This is a genomic window from Glycomyces tenuis DSM 44171, assembly GCF_000427885.1.
Lineage (GTDB): Bacteria > Actinomycetota > Actinomycetes > Mycobacteriales > Micromonosporaceae > Glycomyces > Glycomyces tenuis.
On the sequence record NZ_ATYW01000001.1, the window covers coordinates 373,396 to 387,249 of the forward strand.

Sequence of the window (13,854 nt, forward strand, 5' to 3'; positions counted from 1 at the left end):
TCGCCGATTCGAAAGGGCGAGTGAAGATGAACCACATGACCAAGAGCCCCGACGAACCCGCGACGGCCGCACCGGCCGGCGGCCGACGCCACGAGGAGCTGTTGTCCCGCTTCGGGGCCCGGGGGATCTTCGCCCAGGACGCCGTCCTGGCGCTGGTCGTCGCCGCGCTCACCTTCGGGATGTTCGTGGCCCTGGCCAACGTGGCCCCCACCGACCCGACGATCGACCTGTCGGGCGCCGAGGCCCGGGCCGTCACCGCGGTCGGCGTCGTCCAGTCGCTGCTGCTGTGCCTGCGGCGTCTGCGGCCCGTGCTGTGCGTCGCGGCGGTCATGGCCTGCCAGACCGTCATGATCGCCCTCGCGCCCGACATCTCCGGCAACGGCATCGGCCCGGCCGTCGTCATCTACACCGTCGGCACCATCGCGACGCTCTGGCTCACGATCGCCGTCGTCGCCGCGGCGGTGCTCGTCCAGACTGCCGCCGCGGCGGCAGTGAGCCTGGGTGAGGACGACATGCTCACCGTGGTGGCGAACCACCTGAGCTCGAACGCGGTGATATTCACCGCCGCCGCCTTCATCGGCGTGTACGCCGCGGCCCGGCGCCGCAACAGGACGCTCGAACGCGAACGCGCCGCCGAGGCGGTCCGGGCGCAGCGCGAGCGGGCCGAGGCCGCCGTCGTCTCCGAACGCGCCCGGATCGCCCGCGAACTCCACGACGTGGCCGCGCACCACCTGTCGGGCATGGTCATCCAGGCCGCGGCGGTGGAGCGGCTGATCGGCCGGGACGCCGAGGCGGCCAAGTCCGGGGCGGCGTGGATCCGCTCGCAGGGCAAGGCGACACTGGAGAACCTCCGCCAGGTCGTCGGGCTGCTGCGCGACCGGGGCGGCGACGGCGACGGCAACGCCCCGATCCCGGGGGTCTCGGCGCTCCCGGCGCTGGTGGCCGAGGCCCGACAGCTCGGATCTGAAGTGGACTTCGAGTGTTCGGGAGATCCGCTGCGGCTGCCGCCGATCGCCGACATCTCGCTCTACCGGATCGCCCAGCAGTCGCTGACCAACGCCAGGCAGCACGCGCCCGGCGCGGGCGTGCGGGTCAGCCTCGCCTACGGCGACGAGGACGTGACGCTCGAAGTGGCGAACGGCCCCGCCGCCCGCGGCGAGCTCGCCGACGTCGGACGGGGCGGGACGGGCCTGGTCGGCATGCGCGAACGCGCCGACCTGGTCGGCGCCGACCTCACCGCCGGTCCGAGCGGCGACGGCGGCTGGCGCGTGAAGGTGGAACTGCCGGTCCGCGACGCCGAGCGGCGGGCCGAGGACGTCGAGTTCGAGACGGGAGACCGGACATGATCAAGGCACTGCTCGTGGACGACCAGGCGGTGGTGCGCGCGGGGTACCGGGTGCTGCTCGAAGAGGTCGGGGACATCGAGGTCGTCGGCGAGGCCTCGAACGGCCCTGCCGCGGTGAAGGAGGCATCGCGCCTGCGCCCCGACGTCGTCTGCATGGACGTGCGCATGCCCGGCGGCGACGGGATCGAGGCGACCCGCCGCATCGTCGCCGAACGGGATGGGGACCTGCCCGCGGTCCTGGTGGTCACCACCTTCGACCTCGACGACTACGTCTTCGGCGCTTTGGAGGCGGGCGCGAACGGCTTCATCCTCAAAGACTGCGAACCGGAGGAGCTGGTCGAGGCGGTCAGGAGGCTCGCCGCCGGCGAGGGCCTGGTCGACCAGGCGGTGACGCGGCGGGTCATCACCGAGTTCGCCAGGCGCCGCAGGAAGGCCGAGCCCGAGCCCGGCGTGACCGGAGTCCTCACCGCTCGGGAGACCGAGATCGTGCTGCTGCTGGCCCGCGGCATGTCCAACGCCGAGATCGCGCGGGAGCTGTTCGTCGAGACCAGCACCGTCAAGTCGCACCTGGGCCGCGCCATGACGAAGATCGGCGCCAGGGACCGGGTCCAGACGGTGGTGTGGGCCTACCGCAACGGGCTCGTCGAGCAGTAGACGTCCCACCCCGGACGGGGGCGTGGGGGCGCGCCGCATGCGGCACGCCCCCACGGTTCGGGAGAGAGAAAGACCTATGTGGCCGGTTGCGGTTCCGGCCTGAGGGCCCGGCCCTCAGGCTCGGGCGCCTCCTCGGCCTCGTCGGGCGCGTCCAGCGGCCGCGGCGGGGCGTCGTAGACCTGCTGGTCCAGCAGCCCTTCGGACTTCGCCACCAGGACCGGCACGGTCATCTGCCCGGCCACGTTCGTGGCGGTGCGGATCATGTCCATGATCGGGTCGATCGCCAGCAGCAGGCCGACGCCCTCCAGCGGCAGGCCCAGCGTGGACAGCGTCAGCGTCAGCATGACCGTCGCGCCGGTCAGACCGGCGGTGGCCGCCGAGCCGATGACCGAGACGAACGCGATCAGCAGGTAGTCCTGCACGCCGAGCGTGATGCCGTAGACCTGCGCCACGAAGATCGCGGCGATCGCCGGGTAGATCGCGGCGCAGCCGTCCATCTTGGTCGTCGCGCCGAACGGCGAGGCGAAGGAGGCGTAGTCGCGGCTCACCCCGAGCCGCTCGACGACGGTGCGCTGCGCCAGCGGCATCGTGCCCACCGAGGAGCGGGAGACGAAGGCGAACTGGATCGCCGGCCACGCCTTCTTCAGGAACTGGAGCGGGGAGACCTTCGCGACCAGGCGCAGCAGCACCGGGTAGACCACGAGCATCACCAGCAGGGCGCCGACGTAGATGTCGATGCTGAACACCGCGAAGCGGCCCAGCAGGTCCCAGCCGTAGGAGTACACCGACTTGCCGATCAGCGCGGCGGTGCCGACGGGCGCCAGGCGGATGACCCACCACAGCGCCTTCTGTATCAGATCGAGCGCGGACTGGTTGAACTTCAGGAACGCCTCGGCCTTGTCGCCGACCTTCGCGGCGGCGGCGCCCACGATGATCGCGATGAACACGATCTGGAGGACGTTGACGTTCACGAAGGCGTCGACGACGTTGGTCGGGATGATCCCGGTCAGGAAGTCGGTCCACGAGCCGGTCGTTTCGGGCCGCTCGGCCGCGTCGTCGAGGGCGATGCCCCCGCCGGGGTTGGTGGTGAGGCCGATCGTCAGGCCGATCGCGACGGCGATCAGCGACGTGGCGAGGAACCAGCCGAGCGTCTTGGCGACCAGCCGCCCGGCGTTGGCGAGGTTGCGCAGGTTCGCGATCGCGGCGACGATCGCGGTGAACACGAGGAACGGGACGACGAGGAACAGCAGCTGCACGAACAGCGTGCCGACCGTTTCAAGGGCGGTGCCGAGCCAGGCGAGCGACCACTGCCGGGCCGCGTAGCCCAGGGTGAGGCCGAGCGCCAGACCGATCAGGAGCTGCGCGGCGAAGGGGATCTTCCACCACCGCTTCGGCTCGACCGCGGCATCGGTTTCGGACATAAGGAGAGCACCTCTGCATATCGGGCAGGCGGGCACGGCGCGGCGCGACTGCCGGAACTGGATGATCGCTGGAGTGGGCCCGGTCCAGCTGAGAAGAGAGGATTACGTCGGCGAGCCCGCCGGTGGGGTCGATCGAGCTAACGACACAGGAGGGTGGACACGCGGCAGAAGTCGAGGTGACGCCTGCGTGTCAGATGCTGGTTCGTAACGGTGTAGCTCATCGCTCGGCAAGTCTACGGACCGCGCCGCCCCGCGCGCAAGCCTCGGTGAGCGAAGGCATAGGGCACCACTCGCCGCCGCCGCTTTCGCGCCCGTTCACGCGACACGCCGAGCCCGGATCCGCCGCCCGCGCCCGCCCATGCCCGACGATCGGGGTCCTGCCACCGAACGGAGAGGACCCCCGATGCCGGGTCAACGCCCTCTGGCGCTCGCCGCCGCCCTGCTCATGCCCCTCGTCGCGCTGCCCGCCGCGGCGCAGGAGACCGACTCCGAGGCGACCCGGGGCGTCTGGCTCGTCGAGTTCGACCCCGGCGTCTCGGCCTCCGACTTCGAGGACGCCGTCGCCGGGATGGACGTGACGATCCGCCACGACTTCGAGCGGGTGTGGAACGGCGTCTCCATCGGCACCGACGCGGCCACCGCCCGCCGCCTCGAATCGCTCGGCGCGGTCGACCACGTCTGGGCCGACGTCGAGTTCGCCGCCCCCGACCTGCCCGAGCAGCGGACCGAGCTCGCGCTCGCCACCGAGACCACGGGCGCCGCCGAGGCGCACGAGCACGGCATCGACGGCAGCGGCGTCCGCGTCGGCGTCATCGACACCGGCATCGACTACACCCACCCCGACCTCGGCGGCTGCTTCGGCGACGGCTGCCGCGTGGTCACCGGCACCGACTTCGTCGGCGACGACTACAACTCCGACGACCCCGAGCACGCCGAACCGGTCCCCGACGACGACCCGGCCGACTGCGGCGGCCACGGCACCCACGTCGCCGGGATCGTCGGCGCCGACGGCGAGGTCACCGGCGCCGCCCCCGATGTCGAGTTCGGCGCGTACAAGGTCTTCGGCTGCGAGGGCAGCACCAGCGCCGAGGTCGTCATGCGGGCCTTGGAGGCCGCCCTCGTCGACGACATGGACGTCGTCAACCTCTCACTGGGCCAGGCGTTCCAATGGCCCGGCTACCCGACCTCCGAGGCCGCCGACACGCTCACCGAGCAGGGCGTCACGGTCGTCGCCTCGATCGGCAACGACGGCGAGTCCGGCGTCTGGGCCGCCGCCGCGCCCGGCGTCGGCACCGACGTCATCGGCGTCGCCTCCACCGACAACCCCGCCGAGCGCTTGAGCGCCGCCCGCGTCGAGGCCCTCGACCGCAGCATCGGCTACAAGCCCATCGCCACCGTCCCCGAACCGGAGGCGGGCGCCGTCACCGACCCGCTCGCCTGGCTCGGGCGGGCCTGCGCCGACGACGCCTCCGAGAACGACGTCGCGGGCAAGACCGCCTTGATCGTGCGCGGCACCTGCACCTTCAAGGAGAAGTACGAGCGGGCCGTCGCCGAGGGCGCCACCGCCGTCGTCATCTACAACGACCGCTCCGGGCCCTTCGGCGGCGCGGGCGTCGACGACCTCGGCGTCCCGGCGGTGGGCATCACCGACACCGACGGCGAGGACCTGCGCGACCTGGCCGCGATCGGCGCCGAACCGCGCCTCGAGTTCACCGGCGGCACCGTCATGGTCGATCTGCCGCGCGCCGGGCTCGCCTCGGAGTTCACCTCCTACGGGCCCGCCCCGGACCTGACGTTCAAGCCCGACCTGTCCGCGCCCGGCGGCGGCATCTGGTCGACCTACCCGGTCGAGGACGGCTCGTACACGTCCCTGTCCGGTACGTCGATGGCCTCGCCGCACGTGGCCGGCGCCGCCGCGCTGCTGCTGGAGGCCGAACCGGGCCTCGACCCGGCGGCCGTGCGGACCCGCCTTGCCAACACCGCCGAGCCCGTCGAATGGGGCGAGGACCCGGACCTCGGTCATCTGGAGGCGACGCACCGCCAGGGCACCGGCGTCATCGACGTGATGGCCGCGCTCGGCGCCGAAGGGGCCGTCACTCCCAGCGGCGTCAACGTCGGCGACGGCACCGGCACGCGCACCTTCGAGCTCGAACTGGCCTCGCGGCCGGGAGCGGAGTGGCCGGGCGAGACCTACCGCCTGCGGCACCAGACCGCCGTGGCGACCACCGGCGACATCCGCGCCACCGAATTCCACGTCGCCGAGCCCGAGGTGTCGTTCGAGCCCGAGACCGTCGAGCTGCGCCCCGGCGAGAGCGAGACGGTGACGGTGACGGTCACCCCGGGCGCCGAACTGCCCGAAGGGAGCGTCTTCGGCGGGCGCGTCGTCGCCGAACCCGAGGACGGCGGCGTGCCGCTGGCGGCCGCGTACTCCGGCTACTTCGGCGACTACCTCGCCATCCCGGTCCTGGAGCACCCCGACTACCCGAAGCTGGCCGTCGAGGTCGCCGAGGACCCCGAGACCGGCGAGGCCGAATACCGCGACCTCGAGGAGGGCGAGACCTTCGGCATCGCCGCGGGCCCGCTGCCGACCGCGCTGCTCTTCCTCAACCACCACCCGGCCGTGGTGGAGGTCGACGTCGAGCACGTCGACACCGGCGAGGTCGTCGAGTGGCACCGCGAGGAGTTCGTGGGCCGCTCGGCGGGACCCGACGACACGGTCGCCGTGGACCTCGCCCGCTTCGCCGAGGAGCTGCCGGGCGTGCTGGAGCCCGGCGAGTGGCGCATGGAGGTCCGCGCGCTCAAGGCGCTCGGCGACGAGTCGAACCCCGAGCACTGGGAGACGTGGCGCTCCCCGGCGTTCACGCTCACCGCGTGAGCGGGTCAGCCCTCGACGCGGTGGACGATCTGCGCGGCGGCCTGGTCGCGCGGCATGATCGTGAGCCGGTCGACGTTGACGTGCGCCGGGCGGGTCGCCACCCAGGCGACCGACTCGGCGACGTCGTCGGCGGTCAGCGGCGTCATGCCGCGGTAGACGGCGTCGGCGCGATCGCGGTCGCCCTCGAAGCGGACGAGGCTGAACTCGGTGTCGACCATGCCGGGGTCGATCTCGCACACGCGCACCGGCCGCCCGAGCAGCTCCAGGCGCAGCACGCGGGTGAGCGCGGCCTCGGCGTGCTTCGCGGCGTTGTAGCCCGCGCCGCCGGGGTACGGCTCGTGCGCCGCGATCGAGGCGATGGTGATGACCTGCCCGTCGCCGGAGGCGAGGAGCAGCGGCAGCAGGGCCTTGGTGACGCGGACGGTGCCCAGGACGTTGACGTCGTACATCCGCTGCCAGTCGTCCAGGTCGGCCTCGGCGACCGAGGCGAGGCCGAACGCGCCGCCCGCGTTGTTGACCAGGACGTCGCAGCGGTCGAGCCGGGAGGCGAAGGCGGCCACGGACGCCTCGTCGGTGACGTCGAGCGGCAGCGGCGTCCCGCCGCACTCGGCGGCCACCTCGATCAGGCGGTCCGCGCGCCGCGCGCCGAGGACCACCTCGAATCCGGCTCGGGCCAGCGCTCTCGCCGAGGCGGCGCCGATGCCGCTGCTGGCTCCGGTGACGACGGCGACGGGACGATCGCTCATGGTTCCTCCGTGGGTGGTGCGGTTCCGCCCGTGACGATACCGATCCCGCCCAATGGGAACCGTGGCGCGCAACCATATTCACGTCGGTCGAATGAACGGGGCCCGACCCGCCGCCCGTACCATCGGAGTCGACGCCGGTTCCGGGACGGCGGCCAGCCGCCCCGGCCAAGAGGGAACTCTGGTGCGAATCCAGGACTGCCCCGCAGCGGTGAGAGGGAACGAAAGTCGCCATGAGCACTTGGCCCGCGTCTCGAACCCCACGGGGAGCAACCCGTGGGCCCGCGGGACCGGCCTGGGAAGCGACGGCCGGTAGGCGCCCGGAGACGGGCATGCCCTCGAGTCCGAATACCTGCCGACGTACCGCGCGCACGGGCGCGCGGTCCAGCTGTCGCACGTTCGAGGGAACTGACACATGAACGACTCGAAGCAGACCGTGCACGCCACGGTCCTCGGCTACCCGCGCATCGGCGCGGACCGGGAACTCAAACGCGCCGTGGAGGCGCACTGGTCCGGGCGGCTCGACGAGGCGGGCCTGGAGGCCGCCGCCGCCGCGATCCGCTCCCAGATGCTCGATGACCTCGCCTCGGCGGGCCTGGACTCCGTCCCGACGGGCGTGTTCTCGCTGTACGACCACGTGCTCGACACCGTCGTCGCGGTCGACGCGCTCGCGCCGAGGCACCGCCGCGAGAGCGAGACGGCCGCCTACTTCGCCGCCGCGCGCGGCGACGCCGAGGCCGCGCCGCTCGAGATGACGAAGTGGTTCGACACGAACTACCACTACCTGGTCCCCGAGATCGGGCCCGGCACCGCGTTCCGGGCCCGGCCCGGCAAGGCCCTGGCCGAGTACCGCGAAGCGGTCGGGCGCGGCCTGAACGCCCGCCCGGTCCTGCTTGGGCCGGTCTCATTCCTGCTGCTGGCCAAGGCGAGCGACGACGCGCCGATCGGCTTCGAGCCGCTCGACCGGATCGGGGACCTGGTGCCGGTCTACGCCGAGATCCTGTCCGCGCTCGCCGAGGCGGGCGCCGAGTGGGTCCAGCTCGACGAGCCCGCGCTGTGCGCCGACCGCGGCGCCGTCGAACTCGAAGCGGTCAGGACGGCCTACGAGCGCCTGAGCTCGATCGCGGAGCTGCTGGTGACCGGCGGATACGGGCCTTTCGGCGAATCGCTGCCGGTGCTCCTCGAATCCGGCGTCCAGGGCCTCGCGCTCGATCTCGTCCGAGGCGGCGTGGACGTCGACGTCCTTGAGTCGCTGAACGTTTCACGTGAAACATTCATCTCGGCCGGGGTGGTCGACGGGCGCAACATCTGGCGCACCGACCTGCTCGCCGCCGCCGCGGAGCTCGAGCGGCTGCACCGCCTCACCGACCGGCTCGGCGTCTCGTCCTCGTGCTCGCTGCTGCACGTCCCGGTCGACCTGGACGCCGAGACGGAGCTGCCCTCGTCCCTGACCGAGCGGCTCGCCTTCGCGCGGCAGAAGCTCCGCGAGGTCGTGAGCCTCGCCGAGGCGGACGCGCCGCGCCTCCAGCGCCCTCCCGCTCCCGACGACTGGCACAGCGAGACCGTGCGCGCCCGCCTCGACGCCCTCCCCGAGGACGCCGACCGCCGCGTCGACTACGCCGAGCGCGTTGCGGCGCAGGACGAGCTGCCGCCCCTGCCGACCACCACCATCGGCTCCTTCCCGCAGACCGCCGAGCTCCGCAGGGCCCGCGCCGCCCACCGGAGGGGCCTGATGATCGACGCGGACTACCACGCCCGCATGAAGGCCGAGGTCGCCGCCGTCATCGCCGAGCAGGAGAAGCTCGGCGTCGACGTCCTCGTCCACGGCGAGCCCGAGCGCAACGACATGGTGCAGTACTTCGCCGAGCAGCTCACCGGCTTCGCGACCACCGCCGCCGGATGGGTCCAGTCGTACGGCTCGCGGTGCGTGCGCCCGCCGATCCTCTACGCCGACGTCGTCCGGACCGGGCCGATGACCGTCGAGTGGACCTCGTACGCGCAGTCGCTCACCGACAAGCCGGTCAAGGGCATGCTCACCGGGCCGGTGACGATCCTCGCGTGGTCGTTCGTCCGCGACGACCAGCCGCTGGCCGACACCGCCGAGCAGGTGGCGCTGGCGCTGCGCGATGAGGTGGCCGACCTGGAGGCGGCCGGGACGGCGATCATCCAGGTCGACGAGCCCGCGCTGCGCGAGCTGCTGCCGCTGCGCCGCGACGGCCGGGCGGCCTACGCCGCGTGGGCGACGCGCGCGTTCCGCATCGCCACGTCCGGCGTGAAGCCGGAGACGGCGATCCACACGCACCTGTGCTACTCGGAGTTCGGCGACGTCATCGACGCGATCGCCGAGCTCGACGCGGACGTGACCTCGATCGAGGCGTCCCGTTCGAAGATGGAGGTCCTCGCCGACCTCGACCGGGCCGACTACCGGCGCGGGGTGGGGCCGGGCGTGTGGGACATCCACTCGCCGCGGGTGCCTTCGGTCGAGGAGATGGCCGCCTCGCTGCGGCTCGCGGTCGCCGCGGTCGACCCGCGGCGGATCTGGGTCAATCCCGACTGCGGCCTGAAGACCCGCAGGTACGAGGAGGTGCGGCCCGCCTTGGCGAACATGGTCGAGGCCGCCCGCCTCGTCCGGTCCGAACTCGCATAGCTCTGAAACACCCACCGGCCCGGCGGTCGAACGACCGCCGGGCCGGTGGCTGACGGTCAACCGACGCAGGCCCGAACGCAGTCCTCCCACACTCTGACGGCGGCCGTCTTGATCTGCGTGGTGTGGTCGCCCTCGCGAATCCAATCTTCATGCGCGTAGTCCGAGATCCACAGGTCAGGATCACCGGAGGACAGTCCGGTGAGGAACCAGAACGGTCGCAAGCCATCTTGCTCGAAGCCGACCCACAGCCGAGGACTGGCGGTGAAGGTGCAGAAGGCCAGGTCCCCGCCCGCGACGGTTGCGGTGGCGAGGACGGTCAGCTGTACGGGATCGGGCATGCAGGCCGACCGCTCGGGGATCGGCAGCGCGGCCAGCGCTCGCAGGTAGGCCTCGCGGACCCGATGCGGGGCAGTGCGTCCTACGCCCATGCGGCCACCCCGGCCCGAGCCCGGCGAGCTCCGGCGACGGCGCGGGCCATGGCGGCGGCCCCCCGCGGCCCGGTCGACGGGCCCCGCCTGGCGCGGCAAGCTCGGTTTCGCCGCCGATCCTGCTGCGGCCGGGAGTCCCTTGTGCCCGTGTCTTCTGACCGACTTCGGACGAGTGACCCCGCCCGCGAAAGAGAGCGGCTCCGCCGCTCGCCTCGCCGGTGCGGCGAACCGGCGAGCAGGGCGACCAGCCATCGGGCCAAGCTGATCCACAATGCCCACCCGAGCCCGGCTTCACGTGCCATCGCCGAGCGTCGGCGCGAAGGCGTGTGGTGCGCGGCGGCCAGTGGCGTGGAGTCGATCAGCCAGCGGTCCCAGGCGTCCTCACGGAGCCGGTCGAATCGGTGCGGCTCATCGGCTTCTGTCCCGAGACGCCGCCGCCCGCGCGGGCTCGGACTGGGTCTGTCCTGTTCGGCCGGAAGCGGGTCGGGCAGTTCTCCCCGCCGATGGCGGCCGGTGCGCTGGTCCTGGTACCAGCCGGGCGTGCCGTAGGGGCCGGGGCCGTCGGCATCGTATGGTTTCCCGCCGATCTCCCAGTGGTCGCCGGGCTGGTGGCGCAGGTGCGGCGGCTCGTAGCGCGGATTCGCCGGATCGGTCTCGGGCGCTGTGGGGTCGCAGGTGTCGGGGTCGTGCCGGTAGCGGTAGGCGCCGGGGGTGTCCGGGTCGGGGGAACCGTCCGGCAGGAACAGCCGCCGCCCGGCGGCGTCGTGGCAGCCCGAACCACCGACCCATCCGAGGGCAGGGTTCGGCCCGCTCACTCGGTAGTGGTGAGCTGGGGAAACGATGGCGTTTTGGTCTGGCGCGGCCGCCTGGTTCTGGCGTACGCTGATGCTTACCACGGGAGGTTTCCTCTCTGGTGAAGGTAGGCGGGCCGCCACTGCGATTGGCGTTGTTAGGGGCGGCCCGCCGCCCATGTGGAATTAAGTCGATGGGACGTGCCACTGGCACGTCCCATCAGGGTTGCACAACGATCTGTCACAGAGCAAGCGCGACACACGTTCGCGTCCAGAAGCGTCTAGGTCCACAGTCGTGTGACTGAGCGGGTTCGTCTGTACCCCACCCGTAGCGGCGACCCGTTATGATCAGGATCGATTACCCCCGATTCGTCACCCCTGGAGGCCCTGTCGTGGCCCAGCACGTCCTTGATCCGGAACACCTGTTGGTGCTCTCTGACCGGCCCGATGCCCGTTCCACGCTCCTCACCGAAACCCTCGACAGGGTTTCGACGGTGATCCCCGACTGTTCCGTAGACCACTGCCCCACACTGACTGTCGCTCGCCCTCGGTCAAATTGACCGGACGCTACGGGTGGGGCGGACTCCAGATATACCGGCTTCACTTCGGCGATTAAGGGATCCGATTGCAATAACAAGGAGGATTTGATGTCCAGAGAGTATGACATCGACGAGATTCGAGAGATCGGCAGTACCGCCTGTCCCGCGATCGCCGAGAGCTACGAGGATGTCGCCGCGCGCGTCAGCCATGTGAGCATCGATTCAGACGGTCTCTTCGGCAACCACTCCGCAGGGGAGACCTGGCATGAACTCTACAAGCTCATCAAGACCGCCATGGACGAGTCGGTCATCAGCATTGACGCCATGGGTCAGACTTTGGTCGCGATCGCGGACGGGTACCAAGCGGATGAGGACCAGACTGTCGTCGACCTTGACGAAGTGATGAGCGACAGCGAAACTCACTACAATGACACGGAGAGGCCGGAGACGGAAGGCGAATACCTCAATCCGATCGATGAATCCAACCGCTACGCGGACCAACTCACCGAATAGGGATCCCGATGAGTGAAGACTACACGCTGGACGACGTCCCCCCGAGATACAAGTACACGGACATGATCGACGGATTGGAGCCGGCTTTCGTAGAGGCATACAGCCGCAAGGAAGGCGCGGACAGGTATCCCGATATCGCCTTTCTCATCAACAAGTCCCAGGAGCAGATCGACTCACTCCTCGGGGGAGGAGAGATCGAATACTATGGGGATGGACTGTACAAGTCCTTGGGCCAGGAGGTGCGATGGTCCGAGATCACGAATTTCTTCCTGCCTTATGATGCCGACACTTCAGTCGACAGCGAAATCATGAGTATTGCGGAAGAGCAGGCATCCTCTGACATCACGTCGATTCATGAGGAGTTTCTGGCCCTTTTGGATGAATGCGACGTCATCGCATCGAAGAGTACCCTATCGAGGCTCACTCATGTAGCCGATTCGCTGACGGAGCTGATCGAGAAGCATGAGAACAACGAGTTCGCACAGGTTGAAGAACTGTTCGAAACATGGAAAGGCGATGACGCTGACAGTTGCTTCGAGACGTTCGGCTCGCGCCTGCGGGGCGCCACGGGCCTTCAGCGGAGAATGCTCGCCGATTTGATCAGCGCCGCCAGCGCGGAGGCGAGTGCACAGGCCATGGCACTCTGTACCGCGTACAATACTTTGGTCGGGGCATACGAAGTACTCGCTGAGCTGCAGAACAGCGCCGTGTCCAAAGATGCGTTCGCTCGGCTTGTCGGAACGTTTCTGGTGAATCGGGTCCCATATCTGGGCGACGCGGTCGCGCTTGCCGATTTCACCATCGAAGTCCACAGCGACGGGGCGACACAGGGTGGAGCATCAGGGATGATATCGAGGCTTATCTCCAAGATTCTCAAGACGGTGACGATTCCGCCTCCACCGGACATCGACACCCAGATCGGAGAATGGCTTCGATGCGCGCCCGCCGGTTACCTGGCGACACTTGAAGATGAGAGAGCATCGATCGCCTCGGAATTGGGAACGGCGCTTTCCGACTGGAGCGCTCAGGATCTGTGCTCGATAGCGCCGGGCGCGAAGGACTGACGGATAGATGGGCCACAGGCTGAACCGATGGGTTTACACAGGGCTCATCCCGTTGCTGCTGGGGGCGTCCTGCACGTCCGGCTCTCCCGAGGTAGACGAGGACGGGACGAGTACGGGGACCAGCGATCCGGTGATCGAGAGTCCCGAGCGCGCCGCTGAATGGGATGACCTGTGCGGCACCCTCGGCCTCACGGTCGTCGAGCGAGACTTCGGCGTCAATTCCTATGCCGTTGACGAGTCGGAAGAATTCGATGATGCCTTGGGATGCGGGTTGTCCATCTCTCAGGACGGCCGCAACTCGCTGCAGTTCAATATATTCCTCGAGACGTTCACGACAGCAGAGGAAGCGGTCGATGAGTTTCATTCGATGACCGATCCCGAGTACGAAGGCCTCGATGGCGAAGGTGGTCAGTCTTATCGGATGGGTCTGCCCCACGAGAACATCGTCGACGAATATTTCGATGACCCATGGCATCTTGGAATGATCAGAGCCGGCACCGACTCCACCGAGTATGACGAGGTTCATGGAGTAGGCCAATACGATGCCATCGTCCTTGGCACGGTCACGCGGTTCTATTCATCTTCCGACAACGTGTGCGAGCACGGCCTTGAGGAGCCCGGTGCGGCCGACTGCGCGATAAGCGCCGAACATTTCCAGACATGGATGAGCGAAGTCTACATGCCGGAAGTGCTCCCGCTGATTCTCGCGCGTTATGACGGTTCTGACTGACGAGCCGTCAGGGTCCGACCCGCTCACCCAGTGGTGGTGATCTGGGGAAACGTTGGCGTTTTGGTCTGGCGCGACTGCTACGTCTGCGGCGTTGCGGCCCCGGA

At 69.7% G+C, this 13,854-nt stretch carries 11 protein-coding genes and 1 riboswitch; of the genes, 7 read left to right on the forward strand and 4 right to left on the reverse strand.

The annotated features are described in order from the left end of the window. The first annotated feature begins 35 nt into the window (after positions 1-35). On the forward strand, positions 36-1,346 hold the full coding sequence (locus YWW_RS27750; protein ID WP_162145905.1) for a sensor histidine kinase: 1,311 nt from the start codon (positions 36-38) through the stop codon (positions 1,344-1,346). Beyond that, positions 1,343-1,999 carry a response regulator gene (locus tag YWW_RS0101850; RefSeq protein ID WP_026928756.1) on the forward strand — a complete coding sequence of 219 codons (657 nt, stop codon included), beginning with the start codon at positions 1,343-1,345 and terminating at the stop codon, positions 1,997-1,999. Before YWW_RS27750 ends, YWW_RS0101850 begins: the two co-directional genes overlap by 4 nt. Before the next feature lie 74 nt (positions 2,000-2,073). Here YWW_RS0101850 and YWW_RS0101855 read toward each other — a convergent pair whose 3' ends face one another. Beyond that, entirely contained in the window at positions 2,074-3,420 is a 1,347-nt protein-coding gene (locus YWW_RS0101855) for a dicarboxylate/amino acid:cation symporter (protein ID WP_051325258.1), read from the reverse strand. Positions 3,421-3,823: 403 nt separating this feature from the next. Here YWW_RS0101855 and YWW_RS27755 point away from each other — a divergent pair, with 403 nt between their 5' ends. Then, positions 3,824-6,295 carry a S8 family serine peptidase gene (locus YWW_RS27755; protein WP_051325259.1) on the forward strand — a complete coding sequence of 824 codons (2,472 nt, stop codon included), beginning with the start codon at positions 3,824-3,826 and terminating at the stop codon, positions 6,293-6,295. A 5-nt stretch (positions 6,296-6,300) separates the two neighbouring features. Here the strand turns inward: YWW_RS27755 and YWW_RS0101865 are convergent, their stop codons facing one another. After that, positions 6,301-7,041 carry an SDR family NAD(P)-dependent oxidoreductase gene (locus YWW_RS0101865; RefSeq protein WP_026928758.1) on the reverse strand — a complete coding sequence of 247 codons (741 nt, stop codon included), beginning with the start codon at positions 7,039-7,041 and terminating at the stop codon, positions 6,301-6,303. A gap of 118 nt (positions 7,042-7,159) precedes the next feature. Next, positions 7,160-7,412, forward strand: a riboswitch (cobalamin riboswitch). A 41-nt stretch (positions 7,413-7,453) separates the two neighbouring features. Here YWW_RS0101865 and metE point away from each other — a divergent pair. Then, a complete protein-coding gene (gene metE / locus YWW_RS0101870) occupies positions 7,454-9,685 on the forward strand; it encodes a 5-methyltetrahydropteroyltriglutamate--homocysteine S-methyltransferase (protein WP_026928759.1) in 2,232 nt (743 codons plus the stop codon). 56 nt (positions 9,686-9,741) lie between these two features. Here metE and YWW_RS0101875 read toward each other — a convergent pair whose 3' ends face one another. Beyond that, the gene (locus YWW_RS0101875) at positions 9,742-10,113 is read right to left on the reverse strand and encodes a hypothetical protein (RefSeq protein ID WP_026928760.1); all 372 of its coding nucleotides are present in this window, start codon (positions 10,111-10,113) and stop codon (positions 9,742-9,744) included. Continuing rightward, entirely contained in the window at positions 10,104-10,928 is an 825-nt protein-coding gene (locus YWW_RS35650; protein WP_155829813.1) for a hypothetical protein, read from the reverse strand. Before YWW_RS35650 ends, YWW_RS0101875 begins: the two co-directional genes overlap by 10 nt. Positions 10,929-11,551: 623 nt before the next feature. Between YWW_RS35650 and YWW_RS0101880 the strand changes: the two genes are divergently transcribed. Genes YWW_RS0101880 through YWW_RS0101890 form a run of 3 tightly spaced genes read left to right on the forward strand, consistent with a single transcriptional unit; the run spans position 11,552 to position 13,750 of the window. Then, positions 11,552-11,956, forward strand: coding sequence for a hypothetical protein (locus YWW_RS0101880; protein WP_026928761.1), 405 nt, complete (start codon positions 11,552-11,554; stop codon positions 11,954-11,956). Positions 11,957-11,964: 8 nt separating this feature from the next. After that, a complete protein-coding gene (locus tag YWW_RS0101885; RefSeq protein WP_026928762.1) occupies positions 11,965-13,020 on the forward strand; it encodes a RuvC family protein in 1,056 nt (351 codons plus the stop codon). A gap of 7 nt (positions 13,021-13,027) precedes the next feature. After that, positions 13,028-13,750: a hypothetical protein gene (locus tag YWW_RS0101890; protein WP_026928763.1), complete on the forward strand. Its 723-nt coding sequence runs from the start codon at positions 13,028-13,030 to the stop codon at positions 13,748-13,750. Positions 13,751-13,854: the final 104 nt, after the last annotated feature.

What these genes read in the sequence shown, in the direction of transcription:
- YWW_RS27750 (WP_162145905.1), top strand. Translation starts at nt 36, where the DNA reads ATGACCAAGAGCCCCGACGAACCCGCGACGGCCGCACCGGCCGGCGGC.
- YWW_RS0101850 (WP_026928756.1), top strand. Translation starts at nt 1,343, where the DNA reads ATGATCAAGGCACTGCTCGTGGACGACCAGGCGGTGGTGCGCGCGGGG.
- YWW_RS0101855 (WP_051325258.1), bottom strand. Translation starts at nt 3,420, where the DNA reads ATGTCCGAAACCGATGCCGCGGTCGAGCCGAAGCGGTGGTGGAAGATC.
- YWW_RS27755 (WP_051325259.1), top strand. Translation starts at nt 3,824, where the DNA reads ATGCCGGGTCAACGCCCTCTGGCGCTCGCCGCCGCCCTGCTCATGCCC.
- YWW_RS0101865 (WP_026928758.1), bottom strand. Translation starts at nt 7,041, where the DNA reads ATGAGCGATCGTCCCGTCGCCGTCGTCACCGGAGCCAGCAGCGGCATC.
- metE (WP_026928759.1), top strand. Translation starts at nt 7,454, where the DNA reads ATGAACGACTCGAAGCAGACCGTGCACGCCACGGTCCTCGGCTACCCG.
- YWW_RS0101875 (WP_026928760.1), bottom strand. Translation starts at nt 10,113, where the DNA reads ATGGGCGTAGGACGCACTGCCCCGCATCGGGTCCGCGAGGCCTACCTG.
- YWW_RS0101880 (WP_026928761.1), top strand. Translation starts at nt 11,552, where the DNA reads ATGTCCAGAGAGTATGACATCGACGAGATTCGAGAGATCGGCAGTACC.
- YWW_RS0101885 (WP_026928762.1), top strand. Translation starts at nt 11,965, where the DNA reads ATGAGTGAAGACTACACGCTGGACGACGTCCCCCCGAGATACAAGTAC.
- YWW_RS0101890 (WP_026928763.1), top strand. Translation starts at nt 13,028, where the DNA reads ATGGGCCACAGGCTGAACCGATGGGTTTACACAGGGCTCATCCCGTTG.